General features: G+C 71.6%; 12 protein-coding genes and 1 pseudogene. 8 read left to right on the forward strand and 5 right to left on the reverse strand.

Translation table 11 applies throughout. The features are described 5' to 3' along the window. Positions 1-4: 4 nt before the first annotated feature. Positions 5-544 carry a GlcG/HbpS family heme-binding protein gene (locus BKK80_RS30980; RefSeq protein ID WP_084545827.1) on the reverse strand — a complete coding sequence of 180 codons (540 nt, stop codon included), beginning with the start codon at positions 542-544 and terminating at the stop codon, positions 5-7. A 518-nt stretch (positions 545-1,062) separates the two neighbouring features. Further along, positions 1,063-2,217, reverse strand: a complete 1,155-nt coding sequence (locus tag BKK80_RS30985; RefSeq protein WP_071072622.1) for an RNA ligase RtcB family protein — start codon at positions 2,215-2,217, stop codon at positions 1,063-1,065. A gap of 795 nt (positions 2,218-3,012) precedes the next feature. Between BKK80_RS30985 and BKK80_RS30990 the strand changes: the two genes are divergently transcribed. Then, positions 3,013-3,885 carry an alpha/beta fold hydrolase gene (locus BKK80_RS30990; protein WP_071072624.1) on the forward strand — a complete coding sequence of 291 codons (873 nt, stop codon included), beginning with the start codon at positions 3,013-3,015 and terminating at the stop codon, positions 3,883-3,885. A 55-nt stretch (positions 3,886-3,940) separates the two neighbouring features. Further along, on the forward strand, positions 3,941-5,305 hold the full coding sequence (locus BKK80_RS30995) for an MFS transporter (RefSeq protein WP_071038782.1): 1,365 nt from the start codon (positions 3,941-3,943) through the stop codon (positions 5,303-5,305). On the opposite strand, the gene BKK80_RS31000 is transcribed toward BKK80_RS30995, so the two are convergent. Both BKK80_RS31000 and BKK80_RS31005 read right to left on the reverse strand, forming a co-directional pair. After that, positions 5,233-7,188: a cobaltochelatase CobT-related protein gene (locus BKK80_RS31000; RefSeq protein WP_071072626.1), complete on the reverse strand. Its 1,956-nt coding sequence runs from the start codon at positions 7,186-7,188 to the stop codon at positions 5,233-5,235. The two genes, BKK80_RS30995 and BKK80_RS31000, sit on opposite strands and share 73 nt — an antisense overlap. Further along, the gene (locus BKK80_RS31005; protein ID WP_205683754.1) at positions 7,185-8,162 is read right to left on the reverse strand and encodes an AAA family ATPase; all 978 of its coding nucleotides are present in this window, start codon (positions 8,160-8,162) and stop codon (positions 7,185-7,187) included. Before BKK80_RS31005 ends, BKK80_RS31000 begins: the two co-directional genes overlap by 4 nt. A gap of 469 nt (positions 8,163-8,631) precedes the next feature. On the opposite strand from BKK80_RS31005, the gene BKK80_RS31010 reads away from it, so the two are divergent. The 6 genes and pseudogenes from BKK80_RS31010 to pdxR all read left to right on the forward strand — a co-directional run bounded on the left by BKK80_RS31010 (position 8,632) and on the right by pdxR (position 16,141). Further along, positions 8,632-10,068, forward strand: coding sequence for an amino acid permease (locus BKK80_RS31010; protein ID WP_071072630.1), 1,437 nt, complete (start codon positions 8,632-8,634; stop codon positions 10,066-10,068). Between the two features lie 284 nt (positions 10,069-10,352). Further along, on the forward strand, positions 10,353-10,754 hold the full coding sequence (locus tag BKK80_RS31015) for a nuclear transport factor 2 family protein (protein ID WP_071018721.1): 402 nt from the start codon (positions 10,353-10,355) through the stop codon (positions 10,752-10,754). Between the two features lie 28 nt (positions 10,755-10,782). Next, on the forward strand, positions 10,783-12,222 hold the full coding sequence (locus tag BKK80_RS31020) for an NAD(P)/FAD-dependent oxidoreductase (RefSeq protein ID WP_071072632.1): 1,440 nt from the start codon (positions 10,783-10,785) through the stop codon (positions 12,220-12,222). A 78-nt stretch (positions 12,223-12,300) separates the two neighbouring features. Further along, positions 12,301-13,572: a SorA family sulfite dehydrogenase catalytic subunit gene (gene sorA / locus BKK80_RS31025; protein ID WP_071072634.1), complete on the forward strand. Its 1,272-nt coding sequence runs from the start codon at positions 12,301-12,303 to the stop codon at positions 13,570-13,572. Between the two features lie 11 nt (positions 13,573-13,583). Next, positions 13,584-13,937, forward strand: coding sequence for a SorB family sulfite dehydrogenase c-type cytochrome subunit (sorB, locus tag BKK80_RS31030; protein ID WP_071018716.1), 354 nt, complete (start codon positions 13,584-13,586; stop codon positions 13,935-13,937). A 664-nt stretch (positions 13,938-14,601) separates the two neighbouring features. Beyond that, positions 14,602-16,141: pseudogene (gene pdxR / locus BKK80_RS38050) on the forward strand (MocR-like pyridoxine biosynthesis transcription factor PdxR). A 40-nt stretch (positions 16,142-16,181) separates the two neighbouring features. On the opposite strand, the gene BKK80_RS37850 reads toward pdxR, so the two are convergent. Then, a complete protein-coding gene (locus tag BKK80_RS37850) occupies positions 16,182-17,816 on the reverse strand; it encodes a methyl-accepting chemotaxis protein (protein WP_071018712.1) in 1,635 nt (544 codons plus the stop codon). Between the last annotated feature and the right edge of the window lie 537 nt (positions 17,817-18,353).

Genomic DNA, 18,353 nt, shown 5'->3' on the forward strand with positions numbered 1-18,353 from the left:
CGGCTCAGCGGCCGCCGCGCTCCGCCAGCGCGCCGATGGCCCGGATGCCGGCGCGTACCGCATCCTCGTCGGTCTGCGACGAGGCCGCGCTTGCGCCGGCGGCGCCCACCAGCGTGTCGCCGAAGAAGATGGGCAGGGAGCCCTGGGAGGGGAACATCGGCCCGCCATACGACAGCGCGCTGATCTGGCCGAACACGATCGGATTGGCCCGGTAGCGCTCCATCAGTTCGCGCCCGCTGACGCCGCCGGTGGCGACGCTGGCGAGCGCCTTGCCGCGCGCCACGTCGAAGCTGCCGAACGGCACACCGCTCATGCGGGCAGCGGCCACCACATGCCCGGAGGCATCGACCACAACGATGGAGATACCGGTCTGCTGCGACTTCGCATAGGCCACCGCGGCCTGGATCAGCGCTTGCGCCTGGTCGAGGGAAATGTGGGCGGCCGGCACGGTGCCCGCGGGGGCCGCCGGCTGCGCGGACGCGGACGCCGCCGCGCCGAAGCAGGCGGACAGGACAAGGGAAGCCAGGGCTTTGCTCAGGGTCATGGGAGCTCCAGTGGAGTGAAACCTGCGGCCGCGCCGGCAGCGCGGCGGCGCCTCGCATGACATCGCCGTGCCGCCCCAGGGCCATCGACCATGAGGGTAAAGGCCCACCGTGCCAGCGCAGGCACCCAAGACTCCACTGGCTTGCCCAATGGTCCGATTCTGTCCGGCCGGCATCCGTGCACCCTGTCCGGCGCGCCAGGCCGAGGCGGCATGCATCACCGAAGTGCGCAGCAGGGCCGGCTGACGGCTCGCATTAGAGACATTACGGGCCACCCGGCTGCCAGCGGGCGTGGCCGGACTTCCAAGCCACCGGACGGACGGCAAGGCGGACCCGCAATGTCCCAGCACTCACAAGAAGTAGCTCTCAACCCACATTCAGCATGCGCATTGCGCCACGATGACACTCCGCCCGTGCCGAACACGATACAAAGACCGCGCGATGGCGAGCGAAGCGGAACCAGACCGCGCCTCCGGCACGCGGGTGCCGCCGCCACCGCGCCCCAATGCGGCGCGGAGCCTCACCCCCGCTGCCCCGCCCCCCGCATCCGGTAGGTCAGCACCGGCCGCAGGCGCGCCAGGATGGTCAGCAGGCCTTCATCGCGCAGGGCATGCACCACGCTGTCGATCGGCTTGTAGGCGTCGGGGGCTTCCTCGTAACGCAGCGCGTGGTCGCCGCAGATGACCAGGCTGCCGAACCGCGTGCGGGCGAGCTGGTCGGGCGTGTAGCGCCGCGCCAGCCGCTCGCGGCTTTCGCCACGCGACCACTTGCGGCCGGCGCCGTGGGCGAGCGAGAACAGGCTGTGCGCGGCGGGCAGCGGCCGCACCAGGTAGCTGTAGTCGCCGCGCGAGCCGGGGATCACCACCGGGCCCTGGTCGGCCGGCGCCGCGCCCCGGCGGTGCAGCCAGCCGCGCACGCCGTCCACTTCGGCCGCCGCCACGAGGTTGTGATGCCGGTCGAGCAAGGCCTGCCCCGCACCGCCGCCCAGGCGTGCCAGCACACGCCGCGCGAGCAGGGCGCGGTTGGCGCGCGCCAGGCCTAGCGCCTGCGCATGGCTGGCGAGGTAGGCGGCGGCCTCCGTGCTGCCTTCCGCCAGGCCATCGTGGCCGCAGCGCGCCATGTGCTCGTGCAGGACGGTCTCGCCCAGTCCGCGCGCGCCACCGTGCACCAGCAGCAGCAGGCGGGCAGGATCGATGCCGAGCGCCGCCACGGCGGCGGCGTCCTCGATACCGTCGACCTGCTGCAGCTCAGCGAAGGGATTGCCGGCCCCCGGGCCACCCAGGGCGTCGAGCACGGCAGCGTGGCTGCCGTGCGCCGCCGCCAGCCGCGCGGCCTCGTCCTGCCAGGCGGCATCGGGCGGACCGTCGAGGTCGCCCAGGCTCCGGTCGAGGCGCTCGGGGCTGGCTGCCGCGGCGTCGACGCCGGTCTGCCACAGCGCCATGCCGGCGCCGATATCGCCGCCGACCAGCGCCGGATAGAGGCGGCCGACGGCGAAGCTGGCGGCGCCCGCCGGATAGGCACGGCCGGGATGCAGGCCGGGCATGGCGACCAGCCGCCGCATGCCGGGCAGCTCAAAGGTGGAGTGGAGTTGATGGACAGCCTGGCTGTCGATCCAGGTGTCGTCCGAAGCGATCAAGGAGATCCCCTCGGCAAAATGCACGATGCCGTTGCCCATAGGCCTTTCCGGAGAGATTGCGGGAAGCAGGAACCAGAGGTGGCAGGCCGGAGCCGGGCAACGCAAGCCTTCCCGCGCAGGAGCGGGAAACGGGGAACAGGGTCAGCCGAGGCGCGGTCTGCAAAGAATCAGAACAGTCTTCATGTCGATCTCCTTTGCATAGCGGTTGGGTTGAGGCAAGTTGGCGATGCTAAGCCGGCCAGGTGTGCGCGGCAAGCCCCACGGCCGGGTGGAATGCTTCGCTGTCGCGACGGCACGACAGCGGCCGGCCCGGCCGCGCCGGCGCCCGCCGCGCCGCGGCGCCTGCTCGCAAACCCGGAGCCCGGGTGCCGGTGGCGCTGTCCGGCCTCCACCGGCGCCGCCTTTTTTCCTTGTGCATCAAGGCTGTGCAACCCTTGCACGTTTTCGAGAATCGTTTTACGCGAGGACCGGACCCGCCTAGCATGCGCTTACCCCTTCGATCCGGACACGAGACCGGCCACAGGAGACAGCATGCGATCGCACCACCACGGCAAGCCGCCGTCCGGCTGAAGCCCCGCTTCCGCTGCCACCGGACAGACCGGTGCAGCGGCAACAGGTAACAGGCCAGCCGGCCTGGCCGCCCCGCCAGGCCGCCTATTCCGACGCTTGATGCGCACGCGCGCCCGGTCCCCGCGAGGGCACCGGCCGGCCGCGCTTGCGCCCGGCGCCACCGCATTGCCGCATTACCGGATGACTTGACCGCCCGCCGCCAGCCGCGGCGGTTCCCCTCTCCGAACGAGATCAACGAGACCAACGAGACCAACGAGACCAACCATGACCCCCTCCTCGCAAGCGATCACCGAAGCCGCCACCAGCCGCTTCGTCACCATCCAGGAAGCCGGCCAGGACCTGCGCATCCACTACAACGACGTCGGCAGCGGCGCCGAGACCGTCGTCATGCTGCACGGCTCCGGTCCCGGCGCCAGCGGCTGGGCCAACTTCAGCCGCAATATCGAGCCCTTCGTCGCGGCCGGCTACCGCGTGCTGCTGGTCGACTGCCCAGGCTGGAGCCGGAGCGACACCATCGTCTGCACCGGCTCGCGCTCCGAGCTCAATGCGCGCGCGCTGCTGGGCGTGCTCGACGCCATCGACCACCCGGGCCCCGTGCACATCATCGGCAACTCCATGGGCGGCCACAGCGCCGTGGCCTTCGCGCTGGCCAATCCGGCGCGCGTCGGCAAGCTGGTCCTGATGGGCGGCGGCACCGGCGGCCCGAGCCTGTTCCAGCCGATGCCGCTGGAGGGCATCAAGCTGCTGCAGGGCGTCTATCGCGAGCCGACCCTGGAGAACCTCAAGAAGATGCTGAACGTCTTCATGTACGACGCCAGCCGCCTGACCGAGGAACTGATCCAGGCCCGCCTGGACAACACGCTGGCGCGGCGCGACCACCTGGAGAACTTCGTCAAGAGCCTGGCCGCCAACCCGCGCCAGTTCCCCGACGTGGGCCACCGCCTGGGCGAGATCGCCGCGCCGGCGCTGGTCATCTGGGGCCGCGACGACCGCTTCGTGCCGATGGACGTGGGCCTGCGCCTGGTCTGGGGCATGCAGAACGCCGAGATGCACATCTTCAACCGCTGCGGCCACTGGGCGCAGTGGGAGCATGCCGAGAAGTTCAACCGCATGGTGCTCGACTTCCTCGCGCACTGAGCCGTCCGTCCAGCGCCCCCCGCCACCACAGAACCACTACGGAAGAGACAACAGCATGGACGTTCGTGAAGCCATCCGCACGCAGCCGATGCGCCGGCTGCAGTGGCAGACCGTGGCGGTCTGCCTGGTGCTGACCATGATCGACGGGTTCGAGATCCTGGTCATGGCCTTCGTCGCGCCGCACCTGGCCAAGGCCTGGCACCTGAGCCCGGTGGAGGTCGGCTACCTGCTGAGCGCCGGCGTGCTCGGCACGGCCCTGGGGGCGATCTTCCTGTCGCCCCTGGCCGACCGTATCGGCCGGCGCCCGCACGCCATCGCCTGCCTGGTCCTGATCACGCTTGGCATGGGCCTGTCCGCGGCCGCGCAGAACGTGCCGCAGCTGGTGGCGTTCCGCGCCTTCGCGGGGTTGTCGATCGGCGCGCTGGTGGCCACGCTCAACATCACCGCGTCCGAATACAGCTCGCAGCGCCGGCGCGGCGTGGTGATGGGGATCTACGGCATCGGCCTGCCCGCCGGCGCCGCCCTCGGCGGCGCCCTCAGCGGCCTGCTGATCGCCGCCTATGGCTGGCGCGCGCCCTTCATTTTCGGCGCGCTGATCACCGCGCTGATGCTGGTGGTGGTCATCGCCGTCCTGCCCGAGTCGATCGACTACCTGGTGGACAAGCGCCCCCGGCGCGCGCTGGCGCAGTACAACGCGATCGCGCGCCGGCTCGGCTACGCTGCCGTGGAGCAGCTGCCCGAGGCCGCCGCGCAGGCCCGGCGCGGCGGCGTGCGCCAGGCCATCTTCGGCGGCGTGATGGCGCGGCGCACCGCCTTCCTGTGGCTGTCCTACGCGCTGCTGACGGCCGCCTTCTACTTCGCCAACACCTGGACCGCCAAGCTGATGGCCGACGCCACCGGCAGCCCCGAGCTGGGCCTGCGCGCCGGCGTGCTGGTGCCGCTCGGCGGCGTGCTGGGCGCGCTGCTGTTCGCCGCCCTGACCCTGGTGGTGCGTCCGCGCCTGGCGACCCTGTTCATCCTGTGCGGCGGCGCCGCCGCCTTCCTCGCCTACGCCAATGCGCTGGGCCACGGCGCGGTCGGCCTGTCGCTGGCGCTCGCGCTGGCGGTCGGCGTCTTCGCCAATGGGGGCATCGCCGCCTTCTACGCCATCAGCCCCTCGGTCTACCCGGCGGCGGCGCGCGGCGCCGGCGTGGGCTGGATGATCGGCTTCGGCCGCGTGGTGTCGATCCTGTCGCCGCTCGCCACCGGCTACCTGCTGGCATCCGGCTGGGCGCCGCGGCTGACCTACCAGCTGTTCGCGGGGTGCCTGCTGCTGGCGGGACTGGCCTGCTGGCTGCTCGACCGCACCTACCGCGGTACTGACGGCGGCACGGAGAGCGCTTCCGGCGCGGCCGGGGCCTCGCCGGAAGCCGCCGCCTGAGTGGACGCGCCGGCGGCGCCGGAGGCCCCGGCGACGCCCGGCGCCGGCCCGGCCTGGTCCGCCGGCAAGGCATGCCCGCGCGTGGCCAGCCAGCGCACCACGCCGCCCAGCAACGCGGTATCCAGCGGCCGTGCCGGGTCCAGCGCCAGGCTGCGCCGGTAGTAGGGACTCAGGTCGAGCCCCACCCCCAGGCCCAGCACTTCGATCTCGCCGCGCGCCTCCTCGCGCGCGACCACCTGCTGCAAGTGGCGGTCGAGGTAGTGCGCATCGTTGGCGAGCGCGGTGGCACTGTCCATCGGGCTGCCATCCGAGATCACCACCACGATGCGGCGCGCGCCGGGCCCGCCCGCATCGAGCGCGCGCAAGCGCCCGCAGGCCCATTGCAGGGCCTCGCCGTCGATGCCTTCGCGGAACAGGTCGGACTTGAACAGCGCGGCAATGCCGGCCCGCGAGCGGCGCCAGCCGCGCGCCGCCTCCTGGAACACCAGGTGGCAGCGCTCGTTGAGCCGGCCGGGACGGGGCGGGCGCCCGCGTGCCAGCCAGTCCTGGCGGGCGCGGCCGCCATGCCAGCCACCAGTGGTGAAGCCCAGCACCTCGGCCGGCACGCCGGCCAGTTCGAGCGCGCGTGCCAGCGTGTCGACCAGCATCGCCACCAGTTCGACATGCCCCTTCATCGAGCCCGAGCAGTCGACCAGCAGGCTGACCGCGCAAGCGGCCCGCGGACGCAGGCGCTCCTGCCGGAACACGCGCCGCTCGGCCGGCGAAGCGGCCAGCAGCGCCAGCCTGCGCCCGTCGATGCGGCCGCTTTCCTCGCCGAAGGACCAGCCCTGCGGACGCGGCTGCGCCAGGGCGGCGGCCAGTTCGCGCGCCAGCCGCGCCAGGTTCAGCCCGCGCGCGGCGAGCAGGCGGTCGAGCCGCTCGCGGTATTCGCGCAGCAAGGCTGGCCGCACCTGCTGCGCGGCCTGCAGCTCGCGGTCGTAGCGCGTGGTGAAGACGCGATAGGCATCGGCGCCGTGCACCATGCCGGGCGCGGCCGCCAGCCCGCCGGCGACCGCCATCCAGCCGCCGGCCTCCTCGTCGACCTCGAGCCAGAGCGCGAAGGCGGCGCGCACCGCCGCCTGCCTGTCCTCGTCCTTGCCGTCCTCCGCCGCGGCCGGCTGCCCGAAGCCCGCCGCCGCCAGCATGGCGCCGACCTGGCGCGACAAGGCCAGTGCATGCGTGGCATAACCGCGCTGGTCGGCGCGGTGGCGCCTGAGGCCGGCCAGCGCTGCGCCCAGCGCGGGCACGATGGCCGCGCGCGTGGCTTCGATCAGGTCTTCGGTATCTTCCAGCACCGGCCGGCCCTGCACGCGCGACCAGGCGATCTGCGCCACCGTGTACAGCAGGATGCCCGCGTGGCCGTCGGTGAAGCCCGCCTGGTGGAAGCCGCGCGACCAGTCTTCGAAGCGCGCGCGCAGGTTGGCGGCGACGCCGCGCAGCGCCGGCGGCACCAGCGCCTCGCAGCGCATCTGTTCCAGCCATTCGAACAGCAGCCGTTCGAGCGGATCGTGCGGACAGAGCGCGCGGTGCACAGCGGCATCGGAGTACGCCAGGCGCAGCGCCACGCCGTCGGCCGCGCCGCGCTGTCCGGCCAGGCCGTCGGCGGTGTCGGCGCGCAGATGGGGGGCCTGCAGCGGCAGCGGCCGCAGGCCGCGTGACAGGCGGCCTGCGCGGTAGTGCAGGCTGGCGTCGCCGCTGAGCGCGCGCGCCGCCGCCGCGCACAGTTCCTGCCGGCGGCGCAACCGGGTGGCCGCGACGTTTGCCGCCGTGCCGGCGGTGCCGGCGCCACCCCTGCCCTCGTTGCCGTCGTTGCCGTCGTTGCCGTCGTTGCCGTCGCCGCTCATGCGGCCAGCCTCTGCAGCGGTGCGGCGGGTGCCAGCGCCATTTCCAGTTCGCGCCCGAACACGCGCTGGAAGTACTCGGCCACCACCGGCCGCTCGGCTTCGTCGCACTTGTTGAGGAAGGTCAGGCGGAAGGCCTGGCCGGGGTCGCGGAAGATCAGGCTGTTCTCCGCCCAGTCGATCACGGTGCGCGGCGACATCAGGGTGGACAGGTCGCCGCTGGCGAAGCCGGCGCGCGTGAGCGCCGCCACCGCCACCATCGCCTCGGCCAGTTCGCGCCCACCCGCTCCACCCGCTCCACCCGCGCCCGCCAGCCCGGGCACGCACGCCAGCACGATCGCGACCTCCTCCCCGGCCGGCAGGTAGTCCAGCGTGGCCACCACGTTCCAGCGGTCGAGCTGGGCGTGGTTGAGCGCCTGGGTGCCGTGGTACAGGCCGTTGAGGTCGCCGAGGCCGACGGTGTTGCAGGTGGCGAACAGGCGGAAGGCCGGATGCGGCCGGATCACCCGGTTCTGGTCGAGCAGCGTGAAGCGGCCGTCGCGCTCCAGGATGCGCTGGATCACGAACATCACATCGGGGCGGCCGGCATCGTATTCGTCGAACACCAGCGCCACCGGCCGCTGCAGCGCCCACGGCACGATGCCTTCCTGGAACTCGGTGACCTGGCGCCCGTCGCGCAGCACGATGGCGTCCTTGCCGACCAGGTCGAGGCGGCTGATGTGGCCGTCCAGGTTCACCCGCACGCAGGGCCAGTTCAGGCGCGCGGCCACTTGCTCGACATGGGTCGATTTGCCGGTGCCGTGCCGGCCCTGCACCATCACGCGCCGCCCGCGCCCGAAGCCGGCCAGGATGGCCAGCGTCGCCTCCGGCTGGAAACGGTAGGCCGGGTCGACCTCCGGCACATGCTCGTCGCGCTCGCTGAAGGCGGGCACCTGCAGCGGCACATCGATACCGAACACCTCGCGCACCGGAACCATGCGGTCCGGTCCGGCCATCACGCTTTCCGTCACGGCTTCCTCCTCGTCTGCGTCACATTGCGGCCCGCCACGCGGCGGGCCCGCCTCCCTGGATGATAGTACCGTTTCGTTTTTCTGTACAAATCATTCCGTTTAATGGTTTACAGCATTGACCTTCTCGCAACCAGATCCTAGAGTCACGCTCAAACAAAGATGTTTACGGGACTAATCGTTCCGTTTAATTAACAAGAAAAGGAAACACGAAAAGGAGATCGACCGCATCCCGGATGCCGTGCGCGCCGCCCCCGCGGCCGCATGGCGCCGCCCGGGTGCCGGGCATGCGCCACATGCCCGCGCATCCGTTTTCCCCGACGCACGCGCTGCCGCCTTTCTGGCACCATGCCGACAGGCGCGCAAGGTAGTACAACAAAGCAAAGCACATGACAGCGCGGCGTCTTCCAACCCAAAGACGCATTGGAGACAGCAAGCAATGAGCAGTAATCCGCAACAAGGCAACGGGCTGCAGCACGGCCTGAAGCAGAGGCACATGACCATGATCGCGCTGGGCGGCGTGATCGGCGCGGGACTCTTCGTCGGCAGCGGCGTGGTGATCCGCTCGGCCGGCCCCGCCGCCGTGATCTCCTTCCTGCTGACCGGCCTGCTGGTGGTGCTGGTGATGCGCATGCTGGGCGAGATGGCGTGCGCCATGCCCGGCGGAGGCTCCTTCTACGAATACGCGCGCGAGGCCTGGTGCGACAAGCCGGCGGTGGGCGAGCTGGCCGGCTTCCTCAGCGGCTGGATGTACTGGTACTTCTGGGTCATCGTGGTGGCCCTGGAGGCGGTCGCCGGCGCCGACCTGATCCGCTTCTGGCTGCCCGGCGTGCCGGCCTGGAGCATCAGCCTGGTGCTGCTGATGCTGCTCACGCTGACCAACCTGATCTCGGTGAAGTCCTTCGGCGAGTTCGAGTTCTGGTTCGCCTCGATCAAAGTGGCGGCCATCGTCGTCTTCCTGTTCGTGGCCGGCCTCTACGCGCTCGGCATGTGGCCCGGCGCCAGCGCCGCGGCCAGCGTCGCCACCCTCACCGGGCACGGCGGCTTCGCCCCCCACGGCATCATGCCGGTCCTGACCGGCGCGGTGGCCGCCACCGGCTTCTACTTCGGCGCCGAGATCGTCACCATCGCCGCCGCCGAGACCAGCGAGCCGCAGAAGGCGGTGGCGCGCGCCACCAGTTCGGTCATCACGCGCGTGCTGGTCTTCTACGTCGGCTCGGTGCTGCTGGTGGTATGCCTGGTGCCGTGGGACTCGGACGGCATCGCCACGCCCTACGTCAGCGCGCTCAACGCCATGCGCATCCCGGCCGCCGCCCAGATCATGAACGCGGTGGTGCTGACGGCGGTGCTGTCGGCGCTGAACTCCGGCCTGTACGCCTCCTCGCGCATGCTGTTCGCGCTGACCGCGCGCGGCGACGCCCCGCGCGCGCTGGCCAAGGTCAGCCGCAGCGGCGTGCCGGTCAACGCCATCCTGTTCGCCACGCTGTTCGGCTACGGCGCGGTGGTGATGTCCTACGTCTCGCCGGACAAGGTGTTCGCCTTCCTGGTCAACTCCTACGGCACCGTGGCGATCTTCGTCTACATCCTGATCGCGGTCTCCCAGCTGCGCCTGCGCGCGCGCATCGAGCGCGAAGCGCCCGAACGCCTGCGCGTGCGCATGTGGGCCTTCCCGTGGCTGACCTACCTCGCCATCCTCGGCATGGCCAGCATCGTGGTGGCGATGGCCTTCATCCCCGACCAGCGCACGCCGCTGCTGCTGGGCGTGGCCAGCCTGTGCCTGCTGCTGGGCGCCTTCCTGCTGCGCCGCCACCTGCGCCGGCACGCCGAGGCCGCCATGCCGGCCGGCGCCTCGCGCCCGCGCCTGCGCAAGCTCTGACCACGGCGGGCCGCCGCCGCGGCCCGCTCTTCTCCCCCCTACGTCCTTTCCCTCTCCGCGGGCGCGCCGAGCCATGGCGCCCCGCCGTGCCGCCATGCCGCCGGCCCTGGTACCAGCCGTACCAGCGGCCGTACCAGCCGGCGGCGCCGGCCCGCCCCGCTGGCCCAATCGATTCCCGCGCCTGGCCCTACAGCATCGCCGCCGCGCTCTCTATGCTGGTGGCATCACCGACGGGGCGGCAGCGCCGGCTCCCCGCACCACCCGAGAGAACGAGGAGAGACAAGATGAGCGACACGCAGGTCACCGTGGCCACGCTGCAGGCCTTCAACGACGCCTGGAACCGGCACGACATCGACGCGCTGATGGCCTTCATGGCCGACGACTGCGAATTCCACGCGGTGGCCGGCCCCGAACTGACCGGGCGCGCCTTCCGCGGCCGCGCGGCGGTGCGCGAGGGCTTCCTGCTGGCCTGGCAGACCTTCCCCGACGCGGCCTGGGTCGACGGCGAGCACTTCGTCAGCGGCCAGCGCGGCGTCAGCGAATCCACCTTCCGCGGCACGCGCGCCGACGGCACCCGCATCGAGGCGCGCATGGTCGATGTGTTCACCTTCCGCGACGGCCGCATCGCGGTGAAGAACGCCTACCGCAAGGACCGCCCGCCGGTGGCCGCGCCCGCAGCCAACTAAGCCGCCACGCCGGACCAAGGAGACCACCATGGACGCCATCGCCACCCGGCTGATCCTGCCCGAGGGATGCAGCACCGCGCCCCAGCGGCCCTACGATCCCGCCTACGATCCGCTGGTCGCGCCCAACCCGGGCGAAGGCCGCGAGTACGCGCCGACCTACTGGATCGGCACCGCCGGCGAACCGCCGCCGGACGACGGCCCGATCACGCAGGACGTGGACGTCGACGTGGCCATCATCGGCTCGGGCTTCACCGGGCTGACCTGCGCCATCTTCCTGGCCCAGGAGTACGGCATCAAGGCCACGGTGCTGGAAGCCAACCGCGTCAGCTGGGGCTGCAGCACCCGCAACGGCGGCCAGGCCCAGTGCGCCTCGGGACGCCTCAAGCGCTCGCAGTGGATCGAGCGCTACGGCCTGGAGACGGCGCTGCGCCTGCACCGCGAGGTGTGCGACGGCATGCAGACCTTCAAGGACCTGATCCGCGACATCGAGTGCGACCCGCAGCCCGGCGGCCACCTGTACGTCGCGCACCGGCCCCAGGTGATGCCGGGACTGGAGAAGGAGGCCAAGGTGCTGCGCGAGGTCTTCCACTACGACGCGCGCATCCTCGATGCCGACACGGTGCGGCGCGAGTACGTGGACGACAAGGAAACGGCCGGCGCGATGCACGAGCCGGAAGGCATCGGCATACACGCCGGCAAGCTGGCCTTCGGCTACCTGCGCCGCGCGCGCGCGCTGGGCGCCACCGTGCACCCCGCCAGCCCGGTGCAGGGCTGGACCACGCGCGGCGGCGTGCACTACCTGCGCACCCCGGGCGGCACCGTGCGCGCCCGCGCGGTGGCGGTGGCGACCGGCGGCTACACCTCGCCCACGCTGCACCCGCAACTGAAGAACCGGCTCTTCCCCATCCTCTCCAATTCCATCGTCACGCGCCCGCTGACGGCGGCGGAGATCGAGGCCTGCAACTTCCGCACGCGCCAGGTCATCACCGATACCCGCATCCTGCGCCACTACTACCGGCTGATGCCGGACGGACGCCTGCAGATCGGCAGCCGCAGCGCCATCAGCGGCAATGATGCGCCGCAGAAGAAGTACGAGCAGAAGCTGATCCAGGACATGGTGCGCAAGTTTCCCGCGCTGGCGGGCATTGCGCTCGACTACTCCTGGTGGGGCTGGGTCGACGTCAGTCACGACATGATGCCGCGCATCTTCCAGCCGGACCCGGCGCAGAGCATCTACTATGCAATGGGCTATGGCGGCAACGGCGTGATGTATTCCGCCCAGGCGGGCAAGCGCATGGCGGCGCTGGTGGCGGGCAAGGGCAAGGAGCTGGACCTGCCCATCTTCGGCAGCGCGCTGCCTTTCCCCAATGTGCGCGAGATGGTGGAAGCGCAGGCCTTTGCGCCGTTCCGGCGCCTGGGACAGTGGTTCCTGTACCGCTGGTACCACCTGAAGGACGACGTGCTGTAGCCGCCCGCGCCAGGGCGGCGCGGGCCGGAAGCCAGGCCCGCGCCGCCGCATCGAGAACGAGACCAAGAGGAGACCGGTATGGCAGCAAGACCCCGCAGTGCCCCCTTCCCCGCCCAGGCCGAGCCGCCGCTCCATGGCGGCCGCCGCCAGGCCCTGCGCACGCTCGGCGCGCTCGGCACGGCAGCGGGCGCGGCCGCCGCGTTGCAGCCGTTCGGCGCCCTCGCCGCCGGCGTCACCATGCCTTTCGCCAACGGCGAGCGCGAGCTGGTGGCCTTCCCGCAGAAGCGGCCGCTGATCCTGCTGACCAGCCGCCCGCCCCAGCTGGAAACTCCGTTCGAGGTCTTCGACCAAAGCCTGATCACGCCCAACGACGCCTTCTTCGTGCGCTACCACTGGAGCGGCATCCCCACCGAGATCGACCCGCAGAGCTACCGGCTGCGCGTGGGCGGCAAGGTCGAGCGTCCGCTCGAACTGTCGCTGGCGGAGATCCGGCAACTGGCCGATGCGGTCGAGCTGGTGGCGGTCAACCAGTGCTCCGGCAACAGCCGCGGCTTCTCCGAGCCGCGCGTGGGCGGCGGCCAGCTCGGCAACGGCGCGATGGGCAATGCGCGCTGGACCGGCGTGCCGCTCAAGGCCCTGTTGCAGAAGGCCGGCGTGCAGGCCGGCGCGGTACAGGTCAGCTTCAACGGCCTCGACCAGCCGCCGCTGGGCAACGGGCCCGACTTCGTCAAGGCGCTGCCGCTGGACCACGCCATGGACGGCGAGGTGATGCTGGCCTGGGGCATGAACGGGCAGGACCTGCCGATGCTGAACGGCTACCCGCTGCGGCTGGTGGTGCCCGGCCATTACGGCACCTACTGGGTCAAGCACCTGTCCGACATCCAGGTCCTCGACAAGCCCTTCGACGGCTTCTGGGTCAGCAGCGCCTATCGCATCCCCGACAATCCCTGCGCCTGCGTGCCGCCGGGCACGGCCCCCGCGCGCACGGTGCCGATCAACCGCTTCAACGTGCGCTCCTTCATCACCAGCCTGGCCGACGGCGCGCGCGTGGCGGCCGGCCGCGCGGTCACGGTGCGCGGCATCGCCTTCGACGGCGGTTACGGCATCGCCGACGTGGCCTTCTCGGCCGACGGCGGCCGCAGCTGGCAGGCTGCCCGGCTCGGGCGCGACGACGGGCGCTATGCCTTCCGCGAGTGGACCGCCACCTTCACGCCGCCGCGCCGCGGCAGCTACGTGCTCAAGGTCCGCGCCACCAACCGCATCGGCCAGAGCCAGCCGATGGAGGCGCTGTGGAACCCGCCCGGCTATATGCGCAACGTGGTCGAGACCACGCGCGTCAGCGCGGTTTGAAGGAGGATGCCATGACGATGCACCATACCCTGCTCGCCGGCACCTTCTGCCTGGGCGCGCTCGCCGCCGGCCCCGCGCCGCACGCGGAGACCATCACGCTGCCGCAGGAAACCGCCACCTTCCGTGAAAGCACGCTGCCGGGCTACAACCTGGTGCTGCGCAACTGCATGGTCTGCCACTCGGCACAGTACGTGCTGACGCAGCCGCCGACGCTCGGCCGCGCGTACTGGGAAGCCACCGTGAAGAAGATGAAGGCACCGTTCGGCGCGCCGTTTCCGGAGGAGGACATGCCGGCGATGGTGGACTACCTGGTGAAGACCTACGGGGCCGAGCGGCCGGCTGGGGCGAAGGCGCCCGAGCGCTGAATGCGGCGGGACTTGCGGGGGGATGGCGATGGCTGATGGCTGATGGCTGATGGCTGATGGCTGATGGCTGATGGCTGGTGGCTGATGCCGGTGGGCGGCGGGCGTGATCGTGGCTGCATGCGCCGGCCCTCACCCCCGCCCCCTCTCCCACGATGTGGGAGAGGGGAGCAGACCGTCGCCAGCGCGAAGGTACGCAGGCACGCAGGCACACAGGCACGGAGATACGGCGGAGATACGGAGATACGGAGATACGACGGCACGCAGGCGCGAAGGCACAAGCCTCGCCAGCGCCCGGGCTCCCCTCTCCCGCTTGCGGGAGAGGGGCTGGGGGAGAGGGCGAGCGCTGGCTGCGCCGCGGTGGCTTGGCATCGCACCGTGGGCTTCGTCCCACGCCTGCTGACTGGACCACGCCGTTGGCTGCGACCCTGCACTCGCGTGCCGGACCACACCGTTGGCTTCGCTTGAGCGTGGTGCCCTGCTATCCCACCCCTCTCCCTGGCCCTCTCATGAGGGGAGAGGGAGAACACCTGTTGGCTCGCCCGGGCCGCCTGGGTGCATCCGGCAGATCCGCCCGATCGACCCGGGTGCATCCGCAGGCCCGTCCGGCTTCGGCCATAATCCCTCCAACCGCTCCATGGACACCACCACCCTCAGCAGACCCGGCATGGCGACCCCCGCGAAGACCGGCACCAATACCTTCTGGAACCGCCTGTTGCAGCTGTCCCCGGATGCCGGCGTCAGCCTGCAGGCGCAGTTGCGCCAGCAGCTCGTCTCGGCCATCCTCTCGCGCCAGCTTCCCGAGGGCAGCGCGCTGCCCTCGAGCCGCGAGCTGGCGGTGACGCTCGGCATCGCGCGCAATACGGTGATCCTGGCCTTCCAGCAACTGGTCGAGGAGCACTTCCTGGAGACGCGGCCGCGCCGCGGCTATTTCGTCGTCGAGCAGTTGCCGCGTGCCGTGCGTCCCGGCGCCGGGACGCCGGCGGCCACCGGTGCCGCGCCCGCGGCCGGCACAGCCGAGCCGCCGCCGGCCGCGGCCGGCCCCGACTGGGGCGCGCGCCTGCCGGACCTGACCGGCCTGCACGCCATCGCCAAGCCGGCCGAGTGGCAGAACTACCCCTACCCCTTTATCTACGGGCAGTTCGATCCGGCCCTCTTTCCCACCGCCGAATGGCGCGAATGCTCGCGCATGGCGCTCGCCGTGCTGGAGATCCGCGGCTGGGCCTCCGACCTGATCGACCGCGACGATCCGCTGCTGATCGAGCAGCTGCAGAAGCACATCCTGCCGCGCCGCGGCGTGTGGGCCAAGCCGGACGAGATCATGGTCACGCTCGGCGCCCAGCACGCGCTCTACCTGCTGGCCGACCTGCTGACGCGCGGCGCGCGTGTCGGCCTGGAGGAACCGGGTTACAGCGATGCGCGCCATATCTTCGGCATGCGCGCGCGAGGTGGTGCCGCTCGCGGTGGACCAGTCGGGCCTGTGCCCGGACGAGGCCTTCGGCCAGTGTGACTATGCCTTCGTCACGCCCAGTTACCAGTGCCCCACCACCGTGACGATGCCGCTGGAGCGCCGCGAGGCACTGCTGCGCCAGGCGCGCGAGCACGACGTGGTGCTGATCGAGGACGACTACGACACCGAGAACCCGGCGCTGACGCAGCCGATCCCGGCCCTCAAGAGCCTGGACCGCGACGGCCGCGTGCTCTATGTGGGCAGCCTGTCCAAGTCCTTCGTGCCCGGGCTGCGCCTCGGCTATATCGTGGCGCCGGCGGCCGTGATCCGCCAGGCGCGCGCGCTGCGCCGCTACATGCTGCGCCATCCGCCGGCCAACAACCAGCGCGCCACCGCGCTGTTCATCTCGCTGGGCCACCACGACGCGCTGCTGCGGCGCGTGGCGCCCATCTTCCAGCGCCGCGCCGACATGCTGCGCGAGCTGCTGCCGCGCTACCTGCCGCAGTGCCGCATCCAGAACTCGCCGGGCGCTTCCTCGTTCTGGATCGAAGGCCCGCCCGGGCTGGATGCGCGCCAGCTCGCCACCACCGCGCTGGCACACGGCGTGATCATCGAGCCGGGCGATGTCTTCTTCGCCGCCGGCGCGCCATCGCCGCACTTCCGCCTCGGCTTCACCGCCATCGGAGAGGAACGCATCGAGGAAGGCGTGCGCCTGCTGTCCCAGCTGATCGCGCACGCGGCGACGCCGCGGCGCTAGCGCCGCCGCCCTCCGCCGGGCACCGGCCCGGCGCAGCGCTTCAGGCCGCCCAGGCCCGCGCCGCCCCGGCCCGGTATGCTTCCTGCGCCGCGCCAGCCGGCGCCGCCGTGGCCGCGCCGGCCGCAGCGGGCAGGCGGAACACTTCGACCGCGCGCAGCATCTCCTGCGCCTGCGCGCGCAGGTTCTCCGCCGCTGCCGCGCACTGCTCCACCAGCGCGGCGTTCTGCTGGGTGGCCTCGTCCATCTGCGTCACCGCCTGGCCCACCTGGCCGATGCCGGCGCTCTGCTGCGCGCTGGCCGTGCTGATGCCGGCCATCAGCGCGTTGACCTCGCCGATGGCGCCCACGATCTCCTCCATGGTGGCGCCGGCGCGGTCGACCAGCGCGGTGCCCTGGTCGACGCGCGCCACGCTGGCATGGATCAGTTCGGCGATCTCCTTGGCAGCCTGCGCGCTGCGCTGGGCCAATGTACGTACCTCGCCGGCCACCACGGCGAAGCCGCGTCCCTGCTCGCCGGCGCGCGCGGCTTCCACCGCGGCATTGAGCGCCAGGATATTGGTCTGGAAGGCGATGCTGTCGATCATGCCGACGATGTCGGCGATCTGGCGCGAGCCCTGGTTGATCTCGCGCATGGTTTCCACCACCTCGCCCACCACCGCGCCGCCGCGCGCCGCCACCGACGCGGCGTCGTGCGCCAGTTCGCTGGCCTCGCGCGCGTGCTGCGCGTTCTGGCGCACGGTCACGCCCAGTTGCTCCATCGCCGCCGCGGTCTGCTCCAGCGCGCTGGCCTGGGCCTCGGTGCGCTGGCTCAGGTCCAGGTTGCCCTGCGCGATCTGGGCGCTGGCCGTGGCCACGCCCTCGGCATTGCGGCGCACCCCGGCCACCACGTCGCCCAGGCTCGCCTGCATGACCTTGAGCTGGGCCATCAGGCTGTCTTCGTCGCCGTCGCGCAGGGCGATGGCCACGCTCAGGTCGCCGGCGGCCACCCGGCGCGCCAGGCTGGCACCGTCGCGCGGCTCCGCACCCAGTTCCCGCGCGATCGCCTGCACGATGCGCAGGCCGGCCAGCACGGCCGCGGCCACGCCCAGGCCGATCAGCAGCAGGAAGACCATGCGCAGACGCAGGTAGCGCGCGGTGGCCGCCTCGAACTCGCGCCGCGCCTCGCTGGCCTGGAGTTGCTGCAGGGCCTGTCCGCCAGCGCGCACCGGCGCGAACAGCGGCCGCAGCTGCTCGACCACCAGGCGCCGGGCCTCGTCGAGGTCGTTGCCGCGCAGGGCGGCCAGCGCGGGATACAGGCCATCGCGCAGGAAGCGCTGGCGCGCCGTGGCGAAGGCCTCGGCCAGCTTCGTCTCTTCCTCGGTCAGGGCGGTCTCCTGGTAGGCCTTCCAGGTCGCATCGAGCGCGGCCATATTGGCCTCCACCGCCGCCACGCTGGCGGTGACGGTGGCGGCGTCAGGTGTCAGCGCGGCCGAGGCCAGCGCGAGCCGGTCCTGCATCAGGCGGTCGTTGATGTCGGCCAGGTAGCGCGTCGGCTGCAAGCGGTCGACGTAGACCGACTCCAGGCCGGCCTCGGTGGAATGCACGCCCCACAGGCCCAGCGAGCCGATGGCCGCCAGCAGGACGGACAGCGTGGCGATCAGGACGATCAGGCGGGTGGAGATCTTCAGATGATTCATGACAAGTGCCTCGCAATCGATATCGGAAGTGTTGTGGCGATGGGCACGCTCCGGCACGGAACCCGGTGCCGACCCGGCCGTGCCGGGCGCCGGGCAGCCTGCCGGAGACGCAGGACGGCCGGGCCCCGGCAGCGCTGCCTCCCCCGCGAAGGCATTGCCGCCGGCACCTGGCCTGCTGGGCCTTACGTCGCCCGCGGGGGTCGCCGCATACTACTTTCGTGGGGGGTCGGAGTCCCAGGCGTGCAATTGCGTAGAGCCCGATTTCCGCCTGGGATTGGCCTGTCAGAATTGGCTTAGAAAATCACCGGAAAGGCGGCAGTCACACTTCGGCGGTGCATTCGGCGACGAGCCGGGGGCGCACTCGCCTCCACGCGCAAGGCGGGACGAAATGAGCAGCATCCGCGCGGCGCCGGACCGATGGCGGATGGCGGGAAGCGGAGGACGCGAAGGGAAAAACGGGAGTGAAAAGCGGGAGGGGAAAAACGGAGGGAAAGGCGCGCAGCAGACAGCAGACAACGGACAGCGAACGGCTGGGGC

This window comes from Cupriavidus malaysiensis, from assembly GCF_001854325.1.
Classification (GTDB): Bacteria; Pseudomonadota; Gammaproteobacteria; order Burkholderiales; family Burkholderiaceae; genus Cupriavidus; species Cupriavidus malaysiensis.